The following is a 22952-nucleotide window of genomic DNA, read 5'->3' as shown; positions in this document are numbered from 1 at the left end:
GATGCTCCAAACGCCGGGGGCGGGCGCCCGGGGGCCCGCGAAGAGCCGCCGGCCAGGCGCTACGCGCCGTCCGGGTCCGCCCGGTCCAGGGCCGGGCGGGGGCCCGGGCCGGTCTCCAGCAGCAGATAGTCCGCGGCGGCGGTGTCCGTGACCAGGCTGGTGACCAGCCCGGAGCGCAGCACCGCGCCGATCGCCGCCGCCTTGCGGAGCCCGCCGGCGATCGCGACGACCTCCGGTATGCGACGCAGCCGGTCCGCCTCGACGGTGATGCAGCGCTCGCCCAGGTCACGGCCGATGCGACGGCCCTCGGCGTCGAAGAGGTGCGCGGACATCTCGGCGGCCGCGCCCAGCGAGGCGTAGTGCGCGCGCTCCTCCTCGCCGAGCATGTCGTAGACGGTGGAGATGCCCGGCGCCCAGGAGCCGATGGAGACGGCCGCGACGGTGACCTTGTCGAAGTAGTCGAAGGCGCGGGCGATGCCCGTCTGGCCGCGCAGCGCCGCGGCGGTGGCGGAGTCGGGCAGCAGCATCGGGGCGTAGATCGGGTGCGCCTCGCCGCCGGACACCTGCGCCGCCCGGCGCACGGCCTCCACCGAGCCGCGCTCGGCGGTGCCCGCGTCGTAGACGCCGGTGAGCTGGACGACCGTGCACGGCGGCAGCCGGTGCAGGGCCGCGGCCATGTGGATGGTCGAGCGGCCCCAGGCGAGGCCGAGCACATCGCCCTCGTTCACCAGTTCGCCGAGCAGGTCGGCGGCCACCTCGCCGAGGTTCTCCGGATCGGGAGCGTCGTCGCTCGCGTCGGCCGGGGACTCGACGACGACCGCGTGCCGCAGGCCGTAGCGGGCCCGCAGCGCGTCGGAACGCTCCGCGTCCAGCTCGGCGGGCACCCGGATCTCGATCCGCACGAGATCGCGCTCGAGGGCGGTCTCCAGCACCCGGGCCACCTTGAAGCGGCTCACGCCGAACTCCTCGGCGATCTGGATCTTCGACTTGCCCTCGAGGTAGAAGCGGCGGGCCATGGCCGCCGCCTGCACCAGCTCGGCGGGCCCCATCGGCGTGGCTGAACGGCCCGTCGACACCGCGGTCTCCTCACTACGTTGAAGCTGTGGACGTATCACCGTCATCCTGTCAGAAACGGCGGTCCTTGATCAGCCCTTGACCTTCGCCCTCAGCATTTCGGGCGAGCGGGGCCAAGGGCTCAGTGCGCGCAGGCCCAGGCCGCCGCGGCGGTGGCGCCCTCCGCCTGCGCGCGCAGCGCGCGCACGGCCGCGGCCGGGTCGTCCTTGCCGTAGACGGCGGATCCGGCGACGAAGACGTCCGCACCGGCCTCCGCGCACCGCTCGATGGTGTCGGCCGAGACCCCGCCGTCGACCTGGAGCCACAGCTCCAGACCGTGTCGCGAGATCAGCTCACGGGTCCGGCGGATCTTGGGAAGCATGATGTCGAGGAACGCCTGCCCGCCGAAACCGGGCTCCACCGTCATGATCAGCAGCATGTCCAGCTCGGGCAGCAGATCCTCGTACGGCTCGATCGGCGTCGCGGGCTTGAGCGCCATCGACGCCCGCGCCCCCTTGGCCCGGATCTCCCGCGCGAGGCGCACCGGCGCGGCGGCGGCCTCGGCGTGGAAGGTGACGGACCCCGCCCCGGCCTCGACGTACTGCGGCGCCCAGCGGTCCGGGTCCGCGATCATCAGATGGCAGTCCAGCGGTGTCTCGGTGGCCCGGCTCAGCGACTCGACGATCGGCACGCCGAGCGTGAGGTTGGGCACGAAGTGATTGTCCATCACGTCGACATGGAGCCAGTCGGCGCCCTTCACGGCCTCCGCCTCGTCGGCGAGGCGGGCGAAGTCCGCGGACAGGATGCTGGGGTTGATCTGCACGGCCATGCCCCAAGCCTGCCATGCCTTTGCCGCGGTCTTGACGCCGGAGTCAGCAATCGGCTCCGCCGGCTTGGCGGAACGAACGGTTCGGGCGCCCTGCGGGCGCGTCCTCGATCGCCGGACGGGCTGCTGTGCGGTGTCCTCAATCGCCGGACGGGCTGCATTTCAGCCCGTCCGGCGATTGAGGACACCGCCGCGCAGCGGAGGTGCGCACACCATGGCACCCGCAGGGGACCGCCACCGGCCGTCAGGCCGTCCGGCGCAGCAGGGCCAGGTACATCGCGTCCGTGCCGTGCATGTGCGGCCACAGCTGGACGTCGGGGCCGTCGCCCAGCGCGGGGACGCCGGGCATCAGGGGACGGGCGTCGATCCACTCGGCGCTCGCCGCCGGGCCGCCGCGGCCCTTGAGGACGTCCTCGACGACCGCGCGGGTCTCGGCGGGGTGCGGGGAACAGGTCGCGTAGCCGACGACGCCACCGACCCGGACGGCGGCCAGCGCCTCGCGCAGCAGCCCGCGCTGGAGGGGCGCGAAGCCGTCCAGGTCCTCGGGGCGGCGGCGCCAGCGGGCCTCGGGGCGGCGGCGCAGCGCGCCCAGGCCGGTGCAGGGCACGTCGACGAGGACCCGGTCGAAGGATCCCGGGCGCCACGGCGGGCGGGTGCCGTCCGCGGCGATGACCTGGTACGGGCCGGGGTTGCCGGCCAGGGCCCGCTCGACGAGCCGGGCGCGGTGCGGCTGCTTCTCGGAGGCCAGCAGGCTCGCGCCGCGCCGCGCGGCGAGCGCGCCGAGCATCGCGGCCTTGCCGCCGGGGCCCGCGCAGCCGTCGAGCCAGCGGGCGTCGGGGCCCTCCACCGGGGCGGCCGCCAGGGCGAGCGCGACGAGCTGGCTGCCCTCGTCCTGGACGCCCGCGCGGCCCTCCGCGACGGCTTGCAGCGCACCGGGCTCACCGCCCTCGGCGAGTCGCACGGCGTAGGGCGACCAGCGGCCGGGCAGGCCGGAGTCCTCGCCCACCGCGGCGAGCAGTTCCTCGGGCGTCGAGCGCCCGGGGCGGGCGACGAGGGTGACCTCGGGCCGTTCGTTGTCGGCCTCCAGCAGGTCCTCGATGCCGGCCCGGCCGCCGCCGAGGGCGTCCCAGAGGGCGGAGACGATCCAGCGGGGGTGCGAGTGGACGACGGCGAGATGCGCCTCGGGGTCGTCCTCGTACGGCGGAGCGACTCGTTCAAGCCACCCGTCGAGGTCATGAGCGGTGATCTTCCGAAGCACCGCGTTGACGAACTTGGCCCGCCCGTCGCCGAGGACGACCCGTGCCAGCTCGACGCTGGCCGACACCGCGGCGTGGGCGGGGATGCGCGTACCGAGCAATTGGTGCGCGCCGAGGCTGAGCACGTCCAGCACCGGCGGGTCCACCTCGCGCAGCGGCCGGTCGACGCAGGACGCGATGATCGCGTCGTAGGTGCCCTGGCGGCGGAGTGTGCCGTAGACCAGCTCCGTGGCGAGCGCGGCGTCCCGCGCGTCGAAGTCGCCGCCCTCCCGGGCCTTGCGCAGCAGGGGCGGCAGCACGAGGTTGGCGTACGCGTCCCGCTCGTCCACGGCCCGCAGGGCCTCGAAGGCCAGGATCCGCACCGGGTCCCGCTGGGGACGGCGGTAGGGCTTCGCAGTGCGGCTGGAGGGGCGACGCGGCGCGCGATCGTTCACGAAAGGTGCTCCGGAGCTGGGGTGGTGAAGGGGTACAGCGTACGCGCTGCGCCTACTCCCCGCCGAGCCGCTCGCCTGCGGCGATACGGACGCCGCGGGCCCAGTCGGGCGCCTTCATCGGCTTCTTGCCCTGCGGCTGGACCCACAGCAGCTCCACGGCGTGCGAACCGGTGCCGACGTGCACGGAGTTCTTCGCGGCGGCCATCTCGCCGGGCGTCAGATCAGTGCGGTCGGTGGCCGGGGCCACCGACATGACCTTCAGCCGCTCGCCTCGGAAGAGCGTCCAGGCACCGGGCGCGGGGGCGCAGCCGCGCACCACGCGGTCCACGCGCAGGGCGGGCGCGGACCAGTCCAGCTGGGCGTCCTCGACGTTGATCTTCGGGGCGAGGGAGATGCCGTCGGCGGGCTGCGGGACGGCCTTGAGCGTGCCGTCCTCGATGCCGTCCATGGTCGCGAGCAGCAGCCCGGAGCCGGCGAACGCGAGCCGGGTGAGCAGGTCGCCGCTGGTGTCGGTGGGCCGGACCCGCTCGGTGAGCACGCCGTAGACGGGCCCGGAGTCGAGCCCCTCCTCGATCAGGAAGGTGGAGGCTCCGGTGACCTCGTCGCCCGCGAGGACCGCGTGCTGCACGGGGGCCGCGCCCCGCCACGCGGGCAGCAGGGAGAAGTGCAGGTTGACCCAGCCGTGGGCGGGGATCTCCAGGGCGGCCTTGGGCAGCAGCGCGCCGTAGGCGACGACCGGGCAGCAGTCGGGGGCGATCTCGCGCAGCCGGGCGAGGAATTCCGGCTCGCGCGGCTTGGCGGGCTTGAGCACCTCGATCCCGGCCTCTTCCGCGCGCTGGGCGACGGGGCTCGCGACGAGCCGGCGGCCGCGCCCGGCGGGGGCGTCGGGCCGGGTGACCACGGCGACGACCTCGTGCCGGTCCGAGGCGAGCAGGGCGTCGAGGGCGGGTACGGCGACCTCGGGGGTACCGGCGAAGACGAGCCTCATGGGTGGCGAACTACCTCTCAAGCGCCGAGCGGAACGGCGCCCCAGTCTAGTGCGGTGATCACAGGCGGACCACGGCACGGCGGACGGGGGCGCGAGGCGGGGTCCGGTGCCTCCCGGCGGGCCGGAACCGAGGGGCGTATGGGGCCGTCGCGCGCCCCATTTCATCGGACGTGCGCCCCCATACCGTGACCCGGCGGGCTGTGGCGCGTTGTGGTCAAGAGAGATTGACCGAAAACGGGCCGCTGTCGCGGCCCGCTCCCGTTCTCGGTCCGCTCACGCCTTTTCCGTTTGTTCCGCTTTCTCCGTCCTTTCCACCGCCGGTCCGAGAGGCTTGTTCATGGCCGACCACGCAACCCACGACGCCCAGGCACGGGCCAGCCTGCATCTTCTGGTGCGGGACATCGAGCGGGTCCGCCGACAGGTGGACGCGCTGCGTACCCTCACCGCCCAGCTGGGCAATGTCTACCGCCCCCGCCGCACCGGCCCCTCCGCGGGCTTCGTCGTCTACGGCCGCGCACCCGCCCCGACCGTCCGGCTGGCGCAGGAACTGCGCGACAGCGTCGAGACGCTGGTGACGGCGGCGGTGGACTTCGACCGCTCGCTGGGCTTCTCGTGGGACGCGGTGGGTTCGGCGCTCGGCGTCACCAAGCAGGCGGTGCACCGCCGTTACGGCGCCCGCCGCAGCAGCGGCCAGGTCTCCGCCGAAGGTGCCGAGGCGGTGCGCACCGCCGAGCCGCAGTCCGTGCCGATCGTCCCCGCCGCCCGCTCCATGCCGGGCCAGCCGCCCGTGCCGCACCGCGACGAGCCCCGCCCGCCGGCCTTCCCGGGCCCGCGCAACGGCTGACGGCCGGCCCACCACCCCGGCTCACCCCGACGCGGCACCGCGTCCGAGGGCGGCACGCGCCTTCGCTGCCGCCCTCGCCCCTGTCGGGGAGGCCGCCTTGCCGAGCGCGGCGAGCGTGCCGAGCTTGGCGAGCTTGCCGGGGCCCGGCTAACCGATGTCCGGCGGGTCGATGCGCAGCCACACCGGCTCGTCCTTCCGGCGCGCTCGCGCCAGCCGGGTGGCCTGAGCCGTCTTGAGCGCGGCGGCGAGCGCCGCCCCCCGGCCCGGGGACACCCGCACCAGCGCCCGCTCCCAGTGCTCCCCGGGCGGCGGGGCACCCGTGCGGCGCGGGCGGCCCGGGACGGTCATCGGCAGCGGGACGGGGCCGAGCACCTCCGCGCCGTCCGGCAGTTCCGCGGCGGCGATCAGCTCCGCCACGTCCCCCGGAGGGCCGGACACCGCGGCCATCCGGGACACCGGCGGAAAGCCCAGTTCCTTGCGGTCGGCCAGCTCCCGCACGGCGTGCCCGGCGGGATCCCACCGGACCAGTGCCTGGACCGGCCGGAGCGTCGGCTCCGCCACGATGACGACGGTGCCTCCCGCTTCCTGGCCCCGCACCAGCGCCGCCGCGCCGAGCCAGCGCCGCAGCGCCTCCTCACCGGCCCGCAGATCGGGAAAGCCCAGCAAGGCCCAGCCGTCGAGCAGGAGCGCGGCGGCATAGCCGCCCTCGGCCACGGGCTCGGCACCCGGAGTGGAGATGATCAGGGCAGGCTCGCCCGGTACCACGTCCAGCACATGGTCCCGCCCCGAGGTGCGCACGGGCACGGAGGGAAACGCCCGCCCCAGCTCCTCCGCCGTCCGCCGCGCCCCCACGACCTGCGCACGCATTCTCGTGCCGCCGCACTCCGCGCAGTGCCAGCCGAGTGTCTCCTCCCCGCACCAGCCGCAGTGCAGCCGCCCGTCGTCACCCCGGGCCTCCAAGGGCCCGGAGCAGTGCGCGCAGCGCGCGGGCTCCCGGCACCGCTCGCAGGCCAGCCTCGGTACGTACCCGCGTCGCGGCACCTGGACGAGCACCGGGCCGTGCTTGAGCCCCTCGCGCGCGGCCTGCCAGGCGAGCGAAGGCAGCCGGGCCGCGCGCGCGGCCTCGTCCCGCGCGATGTCCCCGTCGCTCACCGTACGGACCCGGGGGGCCGTGGCCCGTACCCGCTCCCGGTTCGCGGCCAGCGGCAACGCCCAGCCGGTGGCGGCCAGCTGGGCCGCCTCCACCGTGCAGCCGAAGCCGCCGAGGAGGAACGCCGCCTTCTCGTTGACCGCTCTCGAGACCAGCACCTCGCGGGCGTGCGGGTGCGGGGCGTGCTGCTCGCTGTGGCTGGAGTCCCCGTCGTCCCAGATGGCCACGAGTCCGAGGTCGCGCACCGGGGCGAACATCGCGGCCCGGGTCCCCACCACGGCCCGTACGGACCCCCGGCTGACCGCCAGCCAGCGGCGGTACCGCTCCTCCGGCCCGACCTCGGCGGTCAGCAGAACATGGCGCCCCGCGCCGAGCAGAGCGGTCAGCTCGGCGTCGACCCGGCCGGCCGCACGGCCGTCCGGCACGACGATCAACGCACCGCGGCCCGCCGACAGCGCCGCCGTCGCCGCCCGCGCCAGCTCCTGTGCCCAGTGCGGGCCGGGCAGCGCGGTCCACACCGCGCGCGGGGCGTCACCACGGGCGACGGCGTCGAGATAGGCGGGTCCGGTCGGATACCGGTCCCAGGAGCCGGGCTCCGGCGCCGACGGCGGGGGGACGGGCTCGGGCGACGGCTCCGCCTCGATCCGGGCGTGCCGCGGCGGCACCGCCAGCTGCAGGACGTCCGCGAGGGACCCGGCGTAGCGGTCGGCTACCGACCGGCAGAGTTCGAAGAGCGCGGGGGTGAGCACCGGCTCGGGTGACAGGACCTGGGCGATGGCCGCCAGGGGCCCGCGGTAGTCGGACTCGGCTATCCGCTCGACGATGTAGCCGTCGAGCAGGCCCCCGCCCTCGCGACGCCCCTCCCGTACGTTCGACGTACCGGCCCCGAACCGCACCCGCACCCGGGTGCCGGGCCGGGCGTCGGCGTCCAGCTCGGCGGGCACGGCGTAGTCCCAGAGCCGGTCGAGATGGACCGGGCCCTTGTCGACCAGCACCCGTGCGACGGGCAGCTCCTTGGCCAGCTCGGCCCCCCGCCAGGTGCGCGGCTTGGCTCGCGGCACCTTGGCCTTGCGTACGGTCTCGCGCATGAACGCGAGCTGCTCCGCCTGCTCCCCCGCGCTCTCCCCGGGGCGCCCGTTCTCGCTGCTCACAGCCTCAGTCTTAGCAGACGCCACTGACAGGGGCGGCCTGCCGCCGAGGTACCCGCCCGGCGCATCGGCGCGCCGGCGGTGCGGCCCCCGGGCAGCACGACGGCCCCGGACCGACGCGTCGGTCCGGGGCCGTGCCGTGCCAGGGGGTACTACAGGCCGGCGGCCTTCTTCAGGGCGTCCACCCGGTCCGTGCGCTCCCACGTGAAGTCGGGCAGCTCACGGCCGAAGTGACCGTACGCGGCGGTCTGCGCGTAGATCGGACGCAGCAGGTCCAGGTCGCGGATGATCGCGGCCGGACGCAGATCGAAGACCTCGGCGATCGCGGTCTCGATCTTCTCGACCTCGACCGTGGCGGTCCCGAAGGTCTCGACGAACAGACCCACCGGCTCGGCCTTGCCGATCGCGTACGCGACCTGCACCTCGCAGCGCGTGGCGAGACCGGCGGCGACCACGTTCTTCGCGACCCAGCGCATCGCGTAGGCGGCCGAGCGGTCGACCTTGGACGGGTCCTTGCCGGAGAAGGCACCGCCACCGTGGCGGGCCATGCCGCCGTAGGTGTCGATGATGATCTTGCGGCCGGTCAGGCCGGCGTCGCCCATCGGGCCGCCGATCTCGAAGCGGCCGGTCGGGTTGACCAGGAGGCGGTAGCCCTCGGTGTCGAGCTTGATGCCGTCCTCGATCAGCTCCTTGAGGACGTGCTCGACGACGAACTCGCGGATGTCGGGAGCGAGCAGCGAGTCCAGGTCGATGTCGGACGCGTGCTGCGAGGAGACGACCACGGTGTCCAGACGCACGGCCTTGTTGCCGTCGTACTCGATGGTGACCTGGGTCTTGCCGTCGGGGCGCAGGTAGGGGATGGTCCCGTTCTTGCGGACCTCCGACAGCCGGCGGGAGAGCCGGTGCGCCAGGTGGATCGGCAGCGGCATCAGCTCGGGGGTCTCGTCGCAGGCGTAGCCGAACATCAGGCCCTGGTCGCCGGCGCCCTGCTTGTCGAGCTCGTCCTCGTCGCCCTCGACGCGCTGCTCGTACGCGGTGTCGACACCCTGTGCGATGTCCGGCGACTGCGCGCCGATGGAGACCGAGACGCCGCAGGAGGCGCCGTCGAAGCCCTTCTTGGACGAGTCGTAACCGATCTCGAGGATCTTGTTGCGCACCAGCGTGGCGATCGGCGCGTAGGCCTTCGTCGTCACCTCGCCGGCCACGTGCACGAGGCCCGTGGTGATCAAGGTCTCGACGGCGACCCGGGACGTCGGGTCCTCCTTCAGGAGCGCGTCGAGAATGGTGTCACTGATCTGGTCAGCGATCTTGTCGGGGTGACCCTCGGTCACGGACTCCGAGGTGAACAGGCGGCGGGACACATCGCTCCCTGGGGTTGCAGCGGCTGCTGGCTGATCATTTATGGACCCGGCCGAGAGCTGCGCTCGACGCGGATCCGGAGGTCAGTTTATCCGGCGTTCTCGTGGTTGGGGCATCCCGTCGCGCATCACGACCGGCGTGACCTGCGACACCCGGCCCCGGGGAACTCAGGAGAGCCGCGGTGCCACCAGGTCCCAGACCGTCTCGGCGAGGTCGTCCTTGGGCCCGTGGGGGACCACGGTCTCGCTGCCGTCCGCCCCGAGCACCACGGCCTCGTTCTCCTCGGAACCGAACGTCTTGCGCTCCCCCACCTCATTGACAACCAGCAGGTCACAGCCCTTTCGGGCGAGCTTGGCCCGACCGTTGGCCAACACTTCGTCGGTCTCGGCCGCGAAGCCGACGACGACCTGTCCCGGGCGGGCCCGGTCCGCCGAGACCTCGGCGAGGATGTCGGGGTTGCGGACGAGCGCGACCGGCTCCGGTTCCAGGCCGTCACGCTTCTTGATTTTGCCCTCGGCGTACCGCGCGGGCCGGAAATCGGCCACCGCGGCCGCCATCACCACGGCGTCGGCGTCCGCCGCGGCCGCCAGGACGGCCTCGCGCATCTGCACCGCCGTGCCGACCCGGACGACGTCCGCGCCGGCCGGGTCCGGCAGCTCGCTGTTGGCGGCGACGAGCGTCACCCGGGCCCCCCGGGCGACGGCCGTGCGGGCCAGGGCGTACCCCTGCTTGCCCGAGGAGCGGTTGCCGAGGAAGCGGACCGGGTCGAGCGGCTCGCGGGTGCCGCCCGCGCTGATCACCACGTGGCGGCCGACCAGGTCCGCCACGGGCCGCCCGGCACCACGCGCCAGCACCCGGCGGCACACCTCGAAGATCTCGCCCGGCTCCGGCAGCCGGCCCTTGCCGGTGTCGACGCCGGTCAGCCGGCCGACGGCCGGCTCGATGACGACCGCGCCCCGGCGGCGCAGGGTGGCGACGTTCTCCTGGGTGGCCGGGTTCTCCCACATCTCGGTGTGCATCGCCGGGGCGAAGACGACCGGGCAGCGCGCGGTGAGCAGGGTGTTGGTCAGCAGGTCGTCGGCGAGGCCGTGGGCGGCCTTGGCGAGCATGTCGGCGGTGGCGGGCGCCACGACGACGAGCTGGGCCTCCTGCCCGATCCGCACGTGCGGCACCTCGTGGACGCTCTCCCACACCTCGGTGCCCGCCGGGTGGCCGGACAGGGCGGACCAGGTGGCCTCCCCCACGAAGTGCAGCGCCGACGCGGTCGGTACGACCCGGACGTCGTGGCCCGACTCGGTGAGCCGGCGCAGCAGCTCGCACGCCTTGTAGGCGGCGATCCCGCCGCTGACCCCCAGGACGACCTTGGGCTTGTCCATCGCTTCGCTTCTCCCCGCGCAGTCGTACGTGTGGTCGTTACGGTCTATGACACACCACAGGCCCGGCAGCTGCGCTGCCGGGCCTGTGGTGGTGAAAACCGAACGCTTACTGAGCCGGGGCCTCGATGGCCTCGGAGGTCAGCAGGCCCGCGTTGATCTCGCGGAGCGCGATGGAGAGCGGCTTCTCGTGGACGTGGGTGTCCACCAGCGGGCCGACGTACTCCAGCAGGCCCTCGCCGAGCTGCGAGTAGTACGCGTTGATCTGGCGCGCACGCTTGGCGGCGTAGATCACCAGGCTGTACTTCGAGTCGGTTGCCTCGAGCAGCTCATCAATCGGCGGGTTGATGATGCCCTCGGGCGCGGTGATGGAAGAGGACACTCTCTGCCTTCCGAAGGGGGGTGGAGAAGGAGGTAAAGCCGTGCGGGCTCGGGTCGGCACAATTCTCTTGAGCCAACCCCAGCTCAACGCAGCAAGGCTAGCAGCTCACGCGCGACGTCCTCGACGGAGGTGTTGACCAGCGTCACATCGAACTCGGCCTCGGCCGCCAGCTCGACCTTCGCGGCGCCCAGCCGACGCTCGATGACCTCGGGCGACTCGGTGCCGCGGCCGGTGAGCCGGCGGACCAGCTCGTCCCAGCTCGGCGGGGCGAGGAAGACCAGCTGAGCCTCCGGCATCGACGTGCGGACCAGCCGCGCGCCCTGGAGGTCGATCTCCAGCAGGACGGGCTCGCCCGCCTCCAGGCGGTCGAGCACCGCCTGCCGGGGCGTGCCGTAGCGGTTGCCCGCGAACTCGGCCCACTCCAGCAGTTCGCCGTTGGCGACGAGCTTGTCGAACTCCCCGTCGTCGACGAAGAAGTAATGGACGCCGTCCCGCTCACCGGGCCGCGGCTTGCGGGTGGTGGCGGAGACCGAGAGCCATACCTCGGGGTGGGCCTTGCGCATATGGGCGACGACCGTGCTCTTACCGACCCCGGAGGGGCCGGAGAGCACGGTCAGCCGCGGTTGTCCGGCCGGGGGGACGGGGGACGTCCCCCGGGAGACTGCAGTACTCATGCAGCGATTATCCCGGTTCCCGGGAGTGCCTGAGAACGTCAGGCGGCTTTGCCGCCGAACTCACGCTCAAGAGAGGCGATCTGATTCGTGCCGAGCCCCCGCACACGGCGGCTCTCGGAAATGCCGAGCCGCTCCATGATCTGCTTGGCGCGGACCTTGCCCACACCGGGAAGGCTCTCCAGGAGAGCGCTGACCTTCATCTTGCCGATGACCTCGTTCACCTGACCCTGCTGGATCACGTCATGCAGCGAGGCGCCGGAGTGCTTGAGTCGATTCTTGACCTCGGCGCGCTCCCGGCGAGCCGCGGCGGCCTTCTCGAGCGCGGCTGCGCGCTGTTCAGGGGTAAGGGGCGGAAGAGCCACGCCTACGTCACCTCGGATGTCGAACTGTCGGATAAGGACCGGTGAGGAACCTAGTCGGCCCACACCTGCGGAGCAACGAACAACGCGCTTGCTCGTTCGCTCTCGTCGGAGACTAGCGGCCGATCCCCCTCCAGTCAGCGAGAACAGACGAAAAGTCCTGGTCAGACTCTCTCGACCAGGACTTTTCCGGACATACGGACCAACAAATTTGGCGTTAACGCGCCCCTGCCGTGTCCACCGCGTCCCGTACCTCCCCGGCGAACCGTGCGGCACTCGCACGCAGCGCCGTCACGTCGGGACCGTGCCGCAGCACCCCGCGGCTGACGTTCGGGACGACGTCGCGGACGGCCGAGCCGAAGACCCGGGGCAGGTCGGCGGGGGTGGCGCCCTGCGCGCCGATGCCCGGGGCGAGCAGCGGGCCGTTGATCGCGAGGCCCACGCCGGCCGCGCCGAGCGTGTCGCCCAGCGTCGCGCCGACCACCGCACCGTACGAGCCCATGGGCGTGGCACCGGCGTTTTCGGCCTTCACGTGCTCCAGCATCGTCGCCGCGACGCTCGCGCCCCCGGCACGCACCGCGTGCTGGACCTCGGCGCCCTCCGGGTTCGAGGTGAGCGCGAGGACGAAGACTCCGGTGCCGCTCTCGCGGGCCAGGTCCAGGGCGGGGCGCAGCGAGCCGTATCCCAGGTAGGGGCTGACGGTGACGGCGTCCGAGAAGAGCGGCGAGGACGGGTCGAGGTAGGTCGCGGCGTAGGCGGCCATGGTCGAGCCGATGTCGCCGCGCTTGGCGTCCATCAGGACCAGCGCGCCGGCCTCCCGGGAGTCGGCGACGGCCCGCTCCAGGACGGCGATGCCGCGCGAGCCGAAGCGCTCGAAGAAGGCGGACTGGGGCTTGAGGACGGCGACGCGGTCGGCCAGGGCCTCGACGACGGTGCGGGTGAAGCGCTCCAGGCCGGCGATGTCGTCGGACAGCCCCCAGTCGGCGAGCAGGGCGGCGTGCGGGTCGATGCCGACGCACAGCGGGCCGCGCTCGTCCATGGCCTGGCGCAGCCGGGCGCCGAAGGGCACCGGCGGGGTCGGGGAGGTCATGCGGCTGCCTTCCGGGTCTCGGCGCCGACGGCCTCGGCGAGGGTGGCGTAGGGGCTGGCGGCGAGCTTCTCGGCCAGGCCCCGGTGGATCTTCCGGCACCAGAAGGGGCCCTCGTAGATGAAGGCGCTGTAGCCCTGGACGAGGGTGGCGCCCGCCAGGATGCGCTCCCAGGCGTCGTCGGCGGTCTCGATGCCCCCGACGCCCACGAGGGTGATCCGGTCCCCCACGCGGGCGTACAGGCGGCTCAGGACCTCCAGCGAGCGGGCCTTGAGGGGGGCGCCGGACAGTCCGCCGGCCCCGATGGCCTCGACGGTGCGCTTCGGGGTCTTCAGGCCGAGCCCGTCGCGGGCGATGGTGGTGTTGGTGGCGATGATGCCGTCCAGGCCCAGCTCGACGGCGAGGTCGGCGACGGCGTCGACGTCCTCGTCGGCGAGGTCGGGGGCGATCTTCACCAGCAGCGGCACGCGCCGGGTGGTGACCGTGCGGTCGGCGGCCTCGCGCACGGCGGTCAGCAGCGGCCGCAGCGCCTCGGTGGCCTGGAGGTTCCGCAGCCCCGGGGTGTTCGGGGAGGAGACGTTGACGACCAGGTAGTCGGCGTGGGCGGCGAGGCGCTCGGTGGAGGTGACGTAGTCGGCGACGGCCTCCTCCTCGGGCACGGCCTTGGTCTTACCGATGTTGACGCCGACGGTGGTGCGGCCGGGCTTGTGGCCGAGGGCCGCCGCGCGGGCCGCCAGGCGTTCGGCCACGGCGGCCGAACCGTCGTTGTTGAAGCCCATGCGGTTGACGAGCGCGCGGTCCGCGACGAGGCGGAAGAGCCGCTTCTTGGGGTTGCCGGGCTGCGGCCGCGCGGTGACGGTGCCGATCTCGACGTGGTCGAAGCCGAGCATCGTCATGCCGTCGATGGCGGCGGCGTTCTTGTCGAAGCCGGCGGCGAGGCCGAAGGGACCGTGCATGCGCAGGCCGAACGCCTCGGTGCGCAGCGCCTTGTGGCGGGGCGCGAGGACCGCCGCGACGAAGGTGCGCAGCACGGGGATGCCCGCGACGCGGCGGATCCAGCCGAAGGCGAGGTGGTGGGCTCGCTCGGGGTCCATGCGCTGGAAGAGCAGTCGGAACAGGAGGGAGTACATGGAGGGCCAGACCTTCGTTGGGCGAGCGGGACATCCGTCGGGGCCGCCCACCCGCCCCTTCGCGGGGCGGGTGGGCGGGGGGAGGGCTACTGCCGGGCCGCGGTCAGGGTCTCCGCGTGCTCCTGCAGCGAGCGCACTCCCACGTCACCGCGGGTCAGCGCCTCGATGCCCTGGACGGCGGCCGCGAGGGCCTGGACCGTCGTCAGGCACGGCACCGCGCGGGCGACCGCGGCGGTGCGGATCTCGTAGCCGTCGAGACGGCCGCCGGTGCCGTACGGGGTGTTGACGATCAGGTCGACCTGGCCGTCGTGGATGAGCTGGACGATCGTCTTCTCGCCGTTGGGCCCCTCGCCCTCGCTCTGCTTGCGCACGACGGTGGCGTTGATGCCGTTGCGCTTGAGCACCTCGGCGGTGCCGGAGGTGGCGAGCAGCTCGAAGCCGTGGGCGACCAGCTCCCGGGCCGGGAAGATCATCGAGCGCTTGTCGCGGTTGGCGACGGAGACGAACGCGCGGCCCTTGGTGGGCAGCGCCCCGTAGGCGCCGGCCTGCGACTTGGCGTACGCCGTGCCGAAGACCGTGTCGATGCCCATGACCTCACCGGTGGAGCGCATCTCCGGGCCGAGGACGGTGTCCACGCCGCGGCCGGAGGCGTCGCGGAAGCGGCTCCACGGCAGCACGGCCTCCTTGACGGAGATCGGCGCGTCGAGCGGCAGGGTGCCGCCGTCACCCTCCTTGGGCAGCATGCCCTCCGCGCGCAGCTCGGCGACGGTCGCGCCGAGCGAGATGCGGGCGGCGGCTTTGGCGAGCGGCACGGCGGTCGCCTTGGAGGTGAAGGGCACGGTGCGGGAGGCGCGCGGGTTGGCCTCCAGCACGTAGAGGATGTCACCGGCCATGGCGAACTGGATGTTGATCAGACCGCGCACGCCGACGCCCTTGGCGATGGCCTCGGTGGAGGCCCGCAGCCGCTTGATGTCGTGGCCGCCGAGGGTGATCGGGGGCAGCGCGCAGGCGGAGTCGCCGGAGTGGATGCCGGCCTCCTCGATGTGCTCCATGACGCCGCCGAGGTAGAGCTCGTGGCCGTCGTAGAGCGCGTCGACGTCGATCTCGATGGCGTCGTCGAGGAAGCGGTCGATGAGGACCGGGTGCTCGGAGATCAGCCCGGCGTGGCGGGTGAGGTACTCGCCCAGCGAGGGCTCGTCGTAGACGATCTCCATGCCGCGGCCGCCGAGCACGTAGGACGGGCGGACCATCACGGGGTAGCCGATCTCGGCGGCGATGCCCTTGGCCTCCTCGAAGGAGAAGGCGGTGCCGTACTTCGGCGCGGGCAGCCCGGCCTCGGTCAGCACCCGGCCGAAGGCACCGCGCTCCTCGGCGAGGTCGATGGCCTCGGGCGAGGTGCCGACGATGGGCACGCCGTTGTCCTTGAGGGCCTGGGCGAGGCCGAGCGGGGTCTGGCCGCCGAGCTGGACGATGACGCCCGCGACGGGACCGGCGAGGGTCTCGGCGTGGACGATCTCCAGGACGTCCTCCAGGGTGAGCGGCTCGAAGTAGAGCCGGTCGGAGGTGTCGTAGTCGGTGGAGACGGTCTCGGGGTTGCAGTTGACCATCACGGTCTCGTAGCCGGCGTCGCTGAGCGCGAAGGAGGCGTGGACACAGGAGTAGTCGAACTCGATGCCCTGGCCGATGCGGTTCGGACCCGAGCCGAGGATGATCACGGCGGGCTTCTCGCGCGGCGCGACCTCGGACTCCTCGTCGTAGGAGGAGTAGAAGTACGGGGTCTTCGCGGCGAACTCGGCGGCGCAGGTGTCGACCGTCTTGTAGACCGGGCGGACGCCGAGCGCGTGCCGGACCTCGCGGACGACGTCCTCGCGCAGGCCCCGGATCGCGGCGATCTGGGCGTCGGAGAAGCCGTGCCGCTTGGCGTGGGCGAGGATGCCCGGCTCCAGCTTCTCGGCCGCGGCGAGGTCCTCGGCGATCTCGTGGATCAGGAAGAGCTGGTCGACGAACCACGGGTCGATCTTCGTGGCGTCGAAGACCTCCCGCGGGCTCGCGCCGGCGCGGATGGCGTCCATGACGGTGTTGATCCGGCCGTCGGTCGGCACGACGGCCTTCGCGAGCAGCTCGGACTTCGCACCGGGCGCGGAGACGAAGTCGAACTGCGAGCCCTTCTTCTCCAGCGAGCGCAGCGCCTTCTGCAGGGCCTCGGTGAAGTTACGGCCGATGGCCATGGCCTCGCCGACCGACTTCATGGTGGTGGTCAGCGTGGCGTCGGCGGCCGGGAACTTCTCGAAGGCGAAGCGCGGCACCTTGACCACGACGTAGTCGAGCGTGGGCTCGAAGGACGCCGGGGTCTTCTCGGTGATGTCGTTCGGGATCTCGTCGAGGGTGTAGCCGACGGCGAGCCGGGCGGCGATCTTCGCGATCGGGAAGCCGGTGGCCTTGGAGGCCAGCGCCGAGGACCGCGAGACGCGCGGGTTCATCTCGATGACGATGATCCGGCCGTCGTCGGGGTTGACGGCGAACTGGATGTTGCAGCCGCCGGTGTCGACGCCGACCTCGCGGATGATCGCGATGCCGATGTCGCGCAGCCGCTGGTACTCGCGGTCGGTCAGCGTCATCGCCGGGGCGACGGTGATCGAGTCGCCGGTGTGCACGCCCATCGGGTCGAAGTTCTCGATGGAGCAGACGACCACGACGTTGTCGTTCTTGTCGCGCATCAGCTCCAGCTCGTATTCCTTCCAGCCGAGGATGGACTCCTCCAGGAGGACCTCGGTGGTCGGGGAGAGCGTGAGGCCCTGGCCGGCGATGCGGCGCAGCTCGTCCTCGTCGTGGGCGAAGCCGGAGCCGGCGCCGCCCATGGTGAAGGAGGGGCGGACGACGACGGGGTAGCCGCCGAGCGTGTCGACGCCCGCGATGACCTCGTCCATGGTGTGGCAGATGACCGAGCGGGCGGACTCGCCGTGGCCGATCTTGGCGCGGACGGCTTCGACGACGCCCTTGAACAGGTCGCGGTCCTCGCCCTTGTGGATCGCCTCGACATTGGCGCCGATGAGTTCGACGCCGTACTTCTCCAGTACGCCGTTCTCATGCATGGAGATCGCGGTGTTGAGCGCGGTCTGGCCGCCGAGGGTGGGCAGGAGCGCGTCGGGGCGCTCCTTGGCGATGATCTTCTCCACGAACTCCGGGGTGATCGGCTCGACGTAGGTGGCGTCGGCGATCTCCGGGTCGGTCATGATCGTGGCCGGGTTGGAGTTGACGAGGATGACCCGCAGGCCCTCGGCCTTCAGCACCCGGCAGGCCTGGGTGCCGGAGTAGTCGAACTCCGCTGCCTGGCCGATGACGATCGGGCCGGAGCCGATGACCAGGACGGACTGGATATCGGTGCGCTTAGGCACGCTGGCCCTCCATGAGCTTCACGAAGCGGTCGAACAGGTAAGCGGCGTCGTGCGGACCGGCCGCCGCCTCGGGGTGGTACTGAACGCTGAACGCGGGCTGGTCGAGCAGCTGGAGCCCCTCGACCACGTCGTCGTTGAGACAGACGTGGGAGACCTCGACGCGCCCGTAGGGGGTGTCGGTCGGGGCGTCGAGCGGGGCGTCGACGGCGAACCCGTGGTTGTGCGCGGTGACCTCGACCTTGCCGGTCGTGCGGTCCTGCACGGGCTGGTTGATGCCGCGGTGGCCGTACTTGAGCTTGTAGGTGCCGAAGCCCAGCGCGCGGCCGAGGATCTGGTTGCCGAAGCAGATGCCGAAGAGCGGCGTCTTGCGCTCCAGGACGGTCCGCATCACGGAGACCGGGTGGTCGGCGGTGGCCGGGTCGCCCGGGCCGTTGGAGAAGAACACCCCGTCGGGGTCGAGGGCGTAGACGTCCTCGGCGGTGGCGGTGGCGGGCAGGACGTGCACCTCGATGCCGCGCTCGGCCATCCGGTGCGGGGTCATGCCCTTGATGCCGAGGTCGATCGCGGCGACGGTGAACTTCTTCGCACCGATCGCGGGGACGACGTACGCCTCCTTGGTGGCGACCTCGGCGGCGAGGTCGGCGCCCTGCATCTCCGGGGCCCGGCGCACCTCGGCGAGCATCGTGGCCTCGTCGGGCAGGCTGTCGCCGGAGAAGATGCCGACCCGCATGGCGCCGCTCTCGCGGAGGTGGCGGGTGAGGGCGCGGGTGTCGATGCCGCTGATGCCGACGACGCCCTGGGCGACGAGTTCCTCGTCGAGGGAGCGGCGTGCGCGCCAGTTGGAGGAGACCCGGGCGGGGTCGCGCACCACGTAACCGGCGACCCAGATGCGGCCGGACTCGGGGTCCTCGTCGTTGACGCCGGTGTTGCCGACGTGCGGGGCGGTCATGACGACCACCTGGCGGTGGTAGGAGGGGTCGGTCAGGGTCTCCTGGTAGCCGGACATGCCGGTGTTGAAGACCGCCTCACCGAAGGTCACCCCCACGGCCCCGTAGGCGCGGCCGCGGAAGGTACGGCCGTCCTCCAGGACGAGTACGGCGGGCAGCTCCTTCTCGCGGAAAGAGGTTCCCCGGGTGGAGGTCGTCATCGTGCGCCTTCCGTCTGGTTCTCGTTGTGCGGTGTTGGTACCGGTGCCGGGTTCGAGGTGATCGCCTCGACCCAGGCGGCGTGCTCGGCGGCCCGGTCGGAGCGGAAGCCGGAGTCCAGCTGCCGGCCGCCGTGCTCCCAGGTGATCACCAGCAGGCCGCCCTCGGCGAGGACCTTGCCGGCGATGCCCTTGTCCAGCCGGGCGCCGCGCAGCCGGTCCGCGGGGACGAAGAAGTCCCGCGCCCCGGGGCGGACGACGTCGAGGCCCTGGTCCGTCAGGGTGAGTTCGACGCGGCTGCGGGTACCGAGGCCGTGGGCGACCACGCGGTCGAGCCACTGCCCGGCGGTGGTGGAGCCGTGGTAGCGGCCGGTCATCGTCAGCGCGGGGGTGCCCGGCTCGGCGGGGGCGGTGGGCAGCTCGGGCAGGTCGCCCTGGAGCGTGGCCCGCCACTTCCAGCCCTCGCGCATCAGCCAGTAGACGAGCGCGACGAAGAGCAGCAGCCCGACGACCCAGCCGACGCGCGCGGCCCAGTCGGTGACGTCCGCCGACTTCTGTTCGGCCGCCAGATTGATCAGTGCAGATGTCACGCGAGTTTCCCGTCCACGACCGTCGCCCGGCCCCGCAGGAAGGTGTGGGTGACGCGACCCGGCAGCTCGCGGCCCTCGTAAGGGGTGTTGCGGCTGCGGGAGGCGAAGCCCGCGGGGTCCACGACACCACGGTAAGCGGAATCGAGCAGGGTGAGGTTGGCGGGCTCCCCCACGGCGATCGGCCGTCCGTGTCCTTCGAGGCGGCCGATGGCGGCCGGGCGGACGGACATCCGGTCGGCGACGGCCGCCCAGTCCAGGAGACCGGTGTCGACCATCGTGTGCTGGACGACGGACAGGGCGGTCTCCAGCCCCACCATGCCCATGGCCGCCGCGCCCCACTCGCAGTCCTTGTCCTCGTGCGGGTGCGGGGCGTGGTCGGTGGCGACGATGTCGATCGTGCCGTCGGCCAGCGCCGCGCGCAGAGCCATGACGTCGGCCTCGGTGCGCAGCGGCGGGTTGACCTTGTAGACCGGGTTGTACGAGCGCACCAGCTCGTCGGTGAGGAGCAGGTGGTGCGGGGTGACCTCGGCGGTCACGTCGATGCCGCGGGACTTGGCCCAGCGGACGATCTCGACCGAGCCGGCGGTGGAGAGGTGGCAGATGTGCACCCGGGAGCCGACGTGCTCGGCGAGCAGCACATCACGGGCGATGATCGACTCCTCGGCGACGGCCGGCCAGCCGCCGAGTCCCAGCTCGGCGGAGACGACGCCCTCGTTCATCTGGGCGCCCTCGGTCAGCCGGGGCTCCTGGGCGTGCTGGGCCACGACGCCGTCGAAGGCCTTCACGTACTCCAGGGCGCGGCGCATGATCACCGCGTCGTCCACGCACTTGCCGTCGTCGGAGAAGACCCGCACCCCGGCGGCCGACTCGTGCATGGCGCCCAGCTCGGCGAGCTTCTTGCCCTCCAGGCCGACGGTGACGGCGCCGATGGGCTGCACGTCGCAGTAGCCGGACTCCTTGCCGAGCCGCCAGACCTGCTCGACGACGCCCGCGGTGTCGGCGACGGGGAAGGTGTTGGCCATGGCGAAGACGGCCGTGAAGCCGCCGGTGGCCGCGGCGCGGGTGCCGGTGAGGACGGTCTCGGAGTCCTCGCGGCCGGGCTCGCGCAGATGGGTGTGGAGGTCGACGAGGCCCGGCAGAAGGATCTTGCCGTCGGCGTCGATCACGGTGGCGTCGGCGGCGTCGAGCCCGGTGCCGACCGCCGCGATGGTCTCGCCGTCGATCAGGACATCCTGCGGCTCGCCGCCGAGGACCTTCGCACCGCGGATCAGGATCTTGCTCATGACTGGTTGTTCTCCTCGGTGCGGGCGGTGGCGGCGGGGGAAACGGCGGGTTCGGCGCCGCCGAGCAGCAGGTAAAGGACGGCCATCCGGATGCTGACGCCGTTGGCGACCTGTTCGACCGCGGTACAGCGGTCGGAGTCGGCGACCTCGGCGGTGATCTCCATACCCCGGTTCATGGGGCCGGGGTGCATGACGACGGCGTGTTCGGGCATCCGGGCCATCCGGTCGCCGTTGAGCCCGTACCGGCGGGCGTACTCGCGCTCGGTGGGGAAGAAGGCGGCGTTCATGCGCTCGCGCTGGACGCGCAGCATCATCACGGCGTCGGACTTGGGCAGCACCGCGTCGAGGTCGTAGGAGACCTCGCAGGGCCACCGCTCGACGCCGATGGGCACCAGGGTGGGCGGGGCGACCAGGGTGACCTGGGCGCCGAGGGTGTGCAGGAGGTGGACGTTGGAGCGGGCCACCCGGCTGTGCAGGATGTCGCCGACGACCGTGATCCGGCGGCCGGCCAGGTCGGCGCCCAGTCCGGCGTCGCGGCCGACCAGGCGGCGGCGCATGGTGAAGGCGTCCAGCAGTGCCTGGGTGGGGTGCTCGTGGGTGCCGTCGCCGGCGTTGACGACGGCCCCGTCGATCCACCCGGAGTTGGCCAGCCGGTAGGGGGCGCCGGAGGCGTGGTGGCGGATGACGACGGCGTCCGCGCCCATCGCCTCCAGGGTCAGGGCGGTGTCCTTGAGCGACTCGCCCTTGGAGACCGAGGATCCCTTGGCGGAGAAGTTGATGACGTCGGCGGAGAGCCGCTTGGCGGCGGCCTCGAAGGAGATGCGGGTCCGTGTCGAGTCCTCGAAGAAGAGGTTGACGACGGTACGGCCGCGCAGGGTCGGCAGTTTCTTGATCGGCCGGTCGGCGACCCGCGCCATCTCCTCGGCGGTGTCGAGGATCAGGACGGCGTCGTCGCGCGTGAGGTCGGCGGCCGAGATGAGGTGGCGCTTCATCCGGTTTCTCCGTGGTCGAGGAGGTATGGGGGTGCCTGGGCGAGCGGCCGGCGGGCATGCGGCGGCACGGGTCCGGGCCTGGTGGGGGGATGCCGGGGCCCGGGCGGTGAGCCCGGCGCTACCGCTCGTCGGCCGTGGCGGGCTCGCCGAGGCCGAGGAGCACGCTGTCGCGGCCGTCCTCCTCGGTGAGCTGCACCTTGACCGTCTCCCGCAGCGACGTGGGGAGGTTCTTGCCGACGTAGTCGGCGCGGATCGGGAGTTCGCGGTGGCCGCGGTCGACGAGGACCGCGAGCTGTACCGCGCGCGGGCGGCCGATGTCACCGAGCGCGTCGAGCGCGGCGCGGATGGTGCGGCCGGAGAAGAGCACGTCGTCGACGAGGATCACGAGCCGGCCGTCGATCCCGTCACCGGGGATCTCGGTGCGGGCGAGCGCGCGGGCCGGGCGGAGCCGGAGATCGTCGCGGTACATGGTGATGTCGAGGGAGCCGACGGGCATCTTGCCGCCGGTGATCTCTTCGAGCTTGGCGGCCAGTCGGCGGGCGAGGAAGACGCCACGCGTGGGGATGCCGAGGAGCACCACGTCGTCAGCGCCCTTGGCGCGCTCGACGATCTCGTGGGCGATCCGGGTCAGAACCCGGGCGATGTCCGGTGCTTCGAGCACCGGACGCGCGGAGCCGGCCGGGTTCGCCGCCGGTTTCACGTCACGGTTTGCGTCCATACGAAACGGACCTCCTTCTCCGCCTCACGGGACGGACATTAAAGGACGTCGGATTAACGTGTTTCACGGTACCAGCCTCGCGCCGCCACCTCGCCACCGCCCCACGTGGAGTGGGGTGTGGACCATTCGGCTTGACGAAGCCAGATTACGCTGCGTAACCTCACAGTGAGTAACCAGCCACGCGGCAGAGCCGCACGTTGATACAGCGTCCGGGGAGCTTTATGTCCAGCGAATACGCCAAACAGCTCGGGGCCAAGCTCCGCGCCATCCGCACCCAGCAGGGCCTCTCCCTCCATGGCGTCGAGGAGAAGTCCCAGGGCCGCTGGAAGGCCGTGGTAGTGGGTTCGTACGAGCGCGGCGACCGTGCCGTGACCGTGCAGCGCCTGGCCGAGCTGGCCGATTTCTACGGCGTGCCGGTGCAGGAGCTGCTGCCGGGCACCACGCCCGGCGGGGCCGCCGAGCCGCCGCCGAAGCTCGTGCTGGACCTGGAGCGGCTGGCCCATGTGCCGGCCGAGAAGGCGGGCCCCCTCCAGCGCTACGCCGCGACCATCCAGAGCCAGCGCGGTGATTACAACGGCAAGGTGCTGTCGATCCGCCAGGACGACCTGCGCACCCTCGCGGTGATCTATGACCAGTCGCCCTCGGTGCTGACCGAGCAGCTGATCAGCTGGGGTGTGCTCGACGCCGACGCGCGCCGTGCCGTCCAGCACGAAGACGCCTGACGTCTGACGTCGGTCGCCTTCTTCTGAACGGTTCGCGGCACAATC

The 22952-nt window shown here is 72.5% G+C and carries 20 protein-coding genes; 2 read left to right on the top strand and 18 right to left on the bottom strand.

Going from position 1 to position 22952, the window contains the following annotated elements:
* Positions 1 to 59: 59 nt before the first annotated feature.
* From ACZ6MA_RS19130 to fmt, 4 genes are all read right to left on the bottom strand, one after another.
* The gene (locus ACZ6MA_RS19130) at positions 60 to 1049 is read right to left on the bottom strand and encodes a sugar-binding transcriptional regulator (RefSeq protein WP_207303863.1); all 990 of its coding nucleotides are present in this window, start codon (positions 1047 to 1049) and stop codon (positions 60 to 62) included.
* A 146-nt stretch (positions 1050 to 1195) separates the two neighbouring features.
* On the bottom strand, positions 1196 to 1882 hold the full coding sequence (gene rpe, locus ACZ6MA_RS19125) for a ribulose-phosphate 3-epimerase (RefSeq protein ID WP_469435058.1): 687 nt from the start codon (positions 1880 to 1882) through the stop codon (positions 1196 to 1198).
* Positions 1883 to 2123: 241 nt separating this feature from the next.
* Positions 2124 to 3569, bottom strand: coding sequence for an RsmB/NOP family class I SAM-dependent RNA methyltransferase (locus ACZ6MA_RS19120; protein WP_469435057.1), 1446 nt, complete (start codon positions 3567 to 3569; stop codon positions 2124 to 2126).
* A 52-nt stretch (positions 3570 to 3621) separates the two neighbouring features.
* Positions 3622 to 4557: a methionyl-tRNA formyltransferase gene (gene fmt, locus ACZ6MA_RS19115; RefSeq protein WP_469435055.1), complete on the bottom strand. Its 936-nt coding sequence runs from the start codon at positions 4555 to 4557 to the stop codon at positions 3622 to 3624.
* A 337-nt stretch (positions 4558 to 4894) separates the two neighbouring features.
* Between fmt and ACZ6MA_RS19110 the strand changes: the two genes are divergently transcribed.
* Positions 4895 to 5401: a hypothetical protein gene (locus ACZ6MA_RS19110; protein WP_469435054.1), complete on the top strand. Its 507-nt coding sequence runs from the start codon at positions 4895 to 4897 to the stop codon at positions 5399 to 5401.
* A 147-nt stretch (positions 5402 to 5548) separates the two neighbouring features.
* On the opposite strand, the gene ACZ6MA_RS19105 is transcribed toward ACZ6MA_RS19110, so the two are convergent.
* From ACZ6MA_RS19105 to pyrR, 14 genes are all read right to left on the bottom strand, one after another.
* Positions 5549 to 7702: a primosomal protein N' gene (locus ACZ6MA_RS19105; protein WP_469435052.1), complete on the bottom strand. Its 2154-nt coding sequence runs from the start codon at positions 7700 to 7702 to the stop codon at positions 5549 to 5551.
* Between the two features lie 149 nt (positions 7703 to 7851).
* Positions 7852 to 9060: a methionine adenosyltransferase gene (gene metK / locus ACZ6MA_RS19100; protein ID WP_469435050.1), complete on the bottom strand. Its 1209-nt coding sequence runs from the start codon at positions 9058 to 9060 to the stop codon at positions 7852 to 7854.
* Positions 9061 to 9225: 165 nt separating this feature from the next.
* Positions 9226 to 10434, bottom strand: coding sequence for a bifunctional phosphopantothenoylcysteine decarboxylase/phosphopantothenate--cysteine ligase CoaBC (coaBC, locus tag ACZ6MA_RS19095; RefSeq protein WP_469435049.1), 1209 nt, complete (start codon positions 10432 to 10434; stop codon positions 9226 to 9228).
* Positions 10435 to 10540: 106 nt separating this feature from the next.
* Entirely contained in the window at positions 10541 to 10813 is a 273-nt protein-coding gene (gene rpoZ, locus ACZ6MA_RS19090; RefSeq protein WP_004948662.1) for a DNA-directed RNA polymerase subunit omega, read from the bottom strand.
* Positions 10814 to 10896: 83 nt separating this feature from the next.
* Positions 10897 to 11487, bottom strand: coding sequence for a guanylate kinase (gene gmk, locus ACZ6MA_RS19085; protein ID WP_469435047.1), 591 nt, complete (start codon positions 11485 to 11487; stop codon positions 10897 to 10899).
* A 38-nt stretch (positions 11488 to 11525) separates the two neighbouring features.
* The gene (locus ACZ6MA_RS19080) at positions 11526 to 11849 is read right to left on the bottom strand and encodes an integration host factor (RefSeq protein WP_469435045.1); all 324 of its coding nucleotides are present in this window, start codon (positions 11847 to 11849) and stop codon (positions 11526 to 11528) included.
* A gap of 214 nt (positions 11850 to 12063) precedes the next feature.
* Positions 12064 to 12936 carry an orotidine-5'-phosphate decarboxylase gene (pyrF, locus tag ACZ6MA_RS19075; RefSeq protein WP_469435044.1) on the bottom strand — a complete coding sequence of 291 codons (873 nt, stop codon included), beginning with the start codon at positions 12934 to 12936 and terminating at the stop codon, positions 12064 to 12066.
* Entirely contained in the window at positions 12933 to 14063 is a 1131-nt protein-coding gene (locus ACZ6MA_RS19070) for a quinone-dependent dihydroorotate dehydrogenase (protein ID WP_469435042.1), read from the bottom strand. Before ACZ6MA_RS19070 ends, pyrF begins: the two co-directional genes overlap by 4 nt.
* A gap of 86 nt (positions 14064 to 14149) precedes the next feature.
* The gene (gene carB / locus ACZ6MA_RS19065) at positions 14150 to 17458 is read right to left on the bottom strand and encodes a carbamoyl-phosphate synthase large subunit (RefSeq protein ID WP_469435040.1); all 3309 of its coding nucleotides are present in this window, start codon (positions 17456 to 17458) and stop codon (positions 14150 to 14152) included.
* On the bottom strand, positions 17451 to 18605 hold the full coding sequence (gene carA, locus ACZ6MA_RS19060) for a glutamine-hydrolyzing carbamoyl-phosphate synthase small subunit (RefSeq protein WP_469435038.1): 1155 nt from the start codon (positions 18603 to 18605) through the stop codon (positions 17451 to 17453). The genes carB and carA overlap by 8 nt, the downstream gene beginning before the upstream one ends.
* Entirely contained in the window at positions 18602 to 19192 is a 591-nt protein-coding gene (locus tag ACZ6MA_RS19055; protein ID WP_469435036.1) for a PH-like domain-containing protein, read from the bottom strand. Before ACZ6MA_RS19055 ends, carA begins: the two co-directional genes overlap by 4 nt.
* On the bottom strand, positions 19189 to 20475 hold the full coding sequence (locus tag ACZ6MA_RS19050; protein WP_469435035.1) for a dihydroorotase: 1287 nt from the start codon (positions 20473 to 20475) through the stop codon (positions 19189 to 19191). The genes ACZ6MA_RS19055 and ACZ6MA_RS19050 overlap by 4 nt, the downstream gene beginning before the upstream one ends.
* Entirely contained in the window at positions 20472 to 21467 is a 996-nt protein-coding gene (locus ACZ6MA_RS19045; RefSeq protein WP_469435033.1) for an aspartate carbamoyltransferase catalytic subunit, read from the bottom strand. The genes ACZ6MA_RS19050 and ACZ6MA_RS19045 overlap by 4 nt, the downstream gene beginning before the upstream one ends.
* A 118-nt stretch (positions 21468 to 21585) precedes the next feature.
* The gene (gene pyrR / locus ACZ6MA_RS19040; protein ID WP_469435031.1) at positions 21586 to 22185 is read right to left on the bottom strand and encodes a bifunctional pyr operon transcriptional regulator/uracil phosphoribosyltransferase PyrR; all 600 of its coding nucleotides are present in this window, start codon (positions 22183 to 22185) and stop codon (positions 21586 to 21588) included.
* A gap of 221 nt (positions 22186 to 22406) precedes the next feature.
* Between pyrR and bldD the strand changes: the two genes are divergently transcribed.
* Complete coding sequence (gene bldD, locus ACZ6MA_RS19035) at positions 22407 to 22907, top strand: transcriptional regulator BldD (protein ID WP_004948690.1); 501 nt, start codon at positions 22407 to 22409, stop codon at positions 22905 to 22907.
* Positions 22908 to 22952 lie beyond the last annotated feature (45 nt).

It is taken from the genome of Streptomyces sp. NPDC042259, assembly GCF_055582085.1.
Note: the sequence above shows the minus strand (reverse complement) of the source record. Positions and strands in the feature narration are given on the sequence as shown.

Excerpts from the sequence above, each read along its gene's own strand:
- ACZ6MA_RS19130 (WP_207303863.1), bottom strand. The coding sequence starts at position 1,049 with ATGGGGCCCGCCGAGCTGGTGCAGGCGGCGGCCATGGCCCGCCGCTTC.
- rpe (WP_469435058.1), bottom strand. The coding sequence starts at position 1,882 with ATGGCCGTGCAGATCAACCCCAGCATCCTGTCCGCGGACTTCGCCCGC.
- fmt (WP_469435055.1), bottom strand. The coding sequence starts at position 4,557 with ATGAGGCTCGTCTTCGCCGGTACCCCCGAGGTCGCCGTACCCGCCCTC.
- ACZ6MA_RS19110 (WP_469435054.1), top strand. The coding sequence starts at position 4,895 with ATGGCCGACCACGCAACCCACGACGCCCAGGCACGGGCCAGCCTGCAT.
- coaBC (WP_469435049.1), bottom strand. The coding sequence starts at position 10,434 with ATGGACAAGCCCAAGGTCGTCCTGGGGGTCAGCGGCGGGATCGCCGCC.
- gmk (WP_469435047.1), bottom strand. The coding sequence starts at position 11,487 with ATGAGTACTGCAGTCTCCCGGGGGACGTCCCCCGTCCCCCCGGCCGGA.
- pyrF (WP_469435044.1), bottom strand. The coding sequence starts at position 12,936 with ATGACCTCCCCGACCCCGCCGGTGCCCTTCGGCGCCCGGCTGCGCCAG.
- ACZ6MA_RS19070 (WP_469435042.1), bottom strand. The coding sequence starts at position 14,063 with ATGTACTCCCTCCTGTTCCGACTGCTCTTCCAGCGCATGGACCCCGAG.
- carA (WP_469435038.1), bottom strand. The coding sequence starts at position 18,605 with ATGACGACCTCCACCCGGGGAACCTCTTTCCGCGAGAAGGAGCTGCCC.
- ACZ6MA_RS19050 (WP_469435035.1), bottom strand. The coding sequence starts at position 20,475 with ATGAGCAAGATCCTGATCCGCGGTGCGAAGGTCCTCGGCGGCGAGCCG.
- ACZ6MA_RS19045 (WP_469435033.1), bottom strand. The coding sequence starts at position 21,467 with ATGAAGCGCCACCTCATCTCGGCCGCCGACCTCACGCGCGACGACGCC.
- pyrR (WP_469435031.1), bottom strand. The coding sequence starts at position 22,185 with ATGGACGCAAACCGTGACGTGAAACCGGCGGCGAACCCGGCCGGCTCC.
- bldD (WP_004948690.1), top strand. The coding sequence starts at position 22,407 with ATGTCCAGCGAATACGCCAAACAGCTCGGGGCCAAGCTCCGCGCCATC.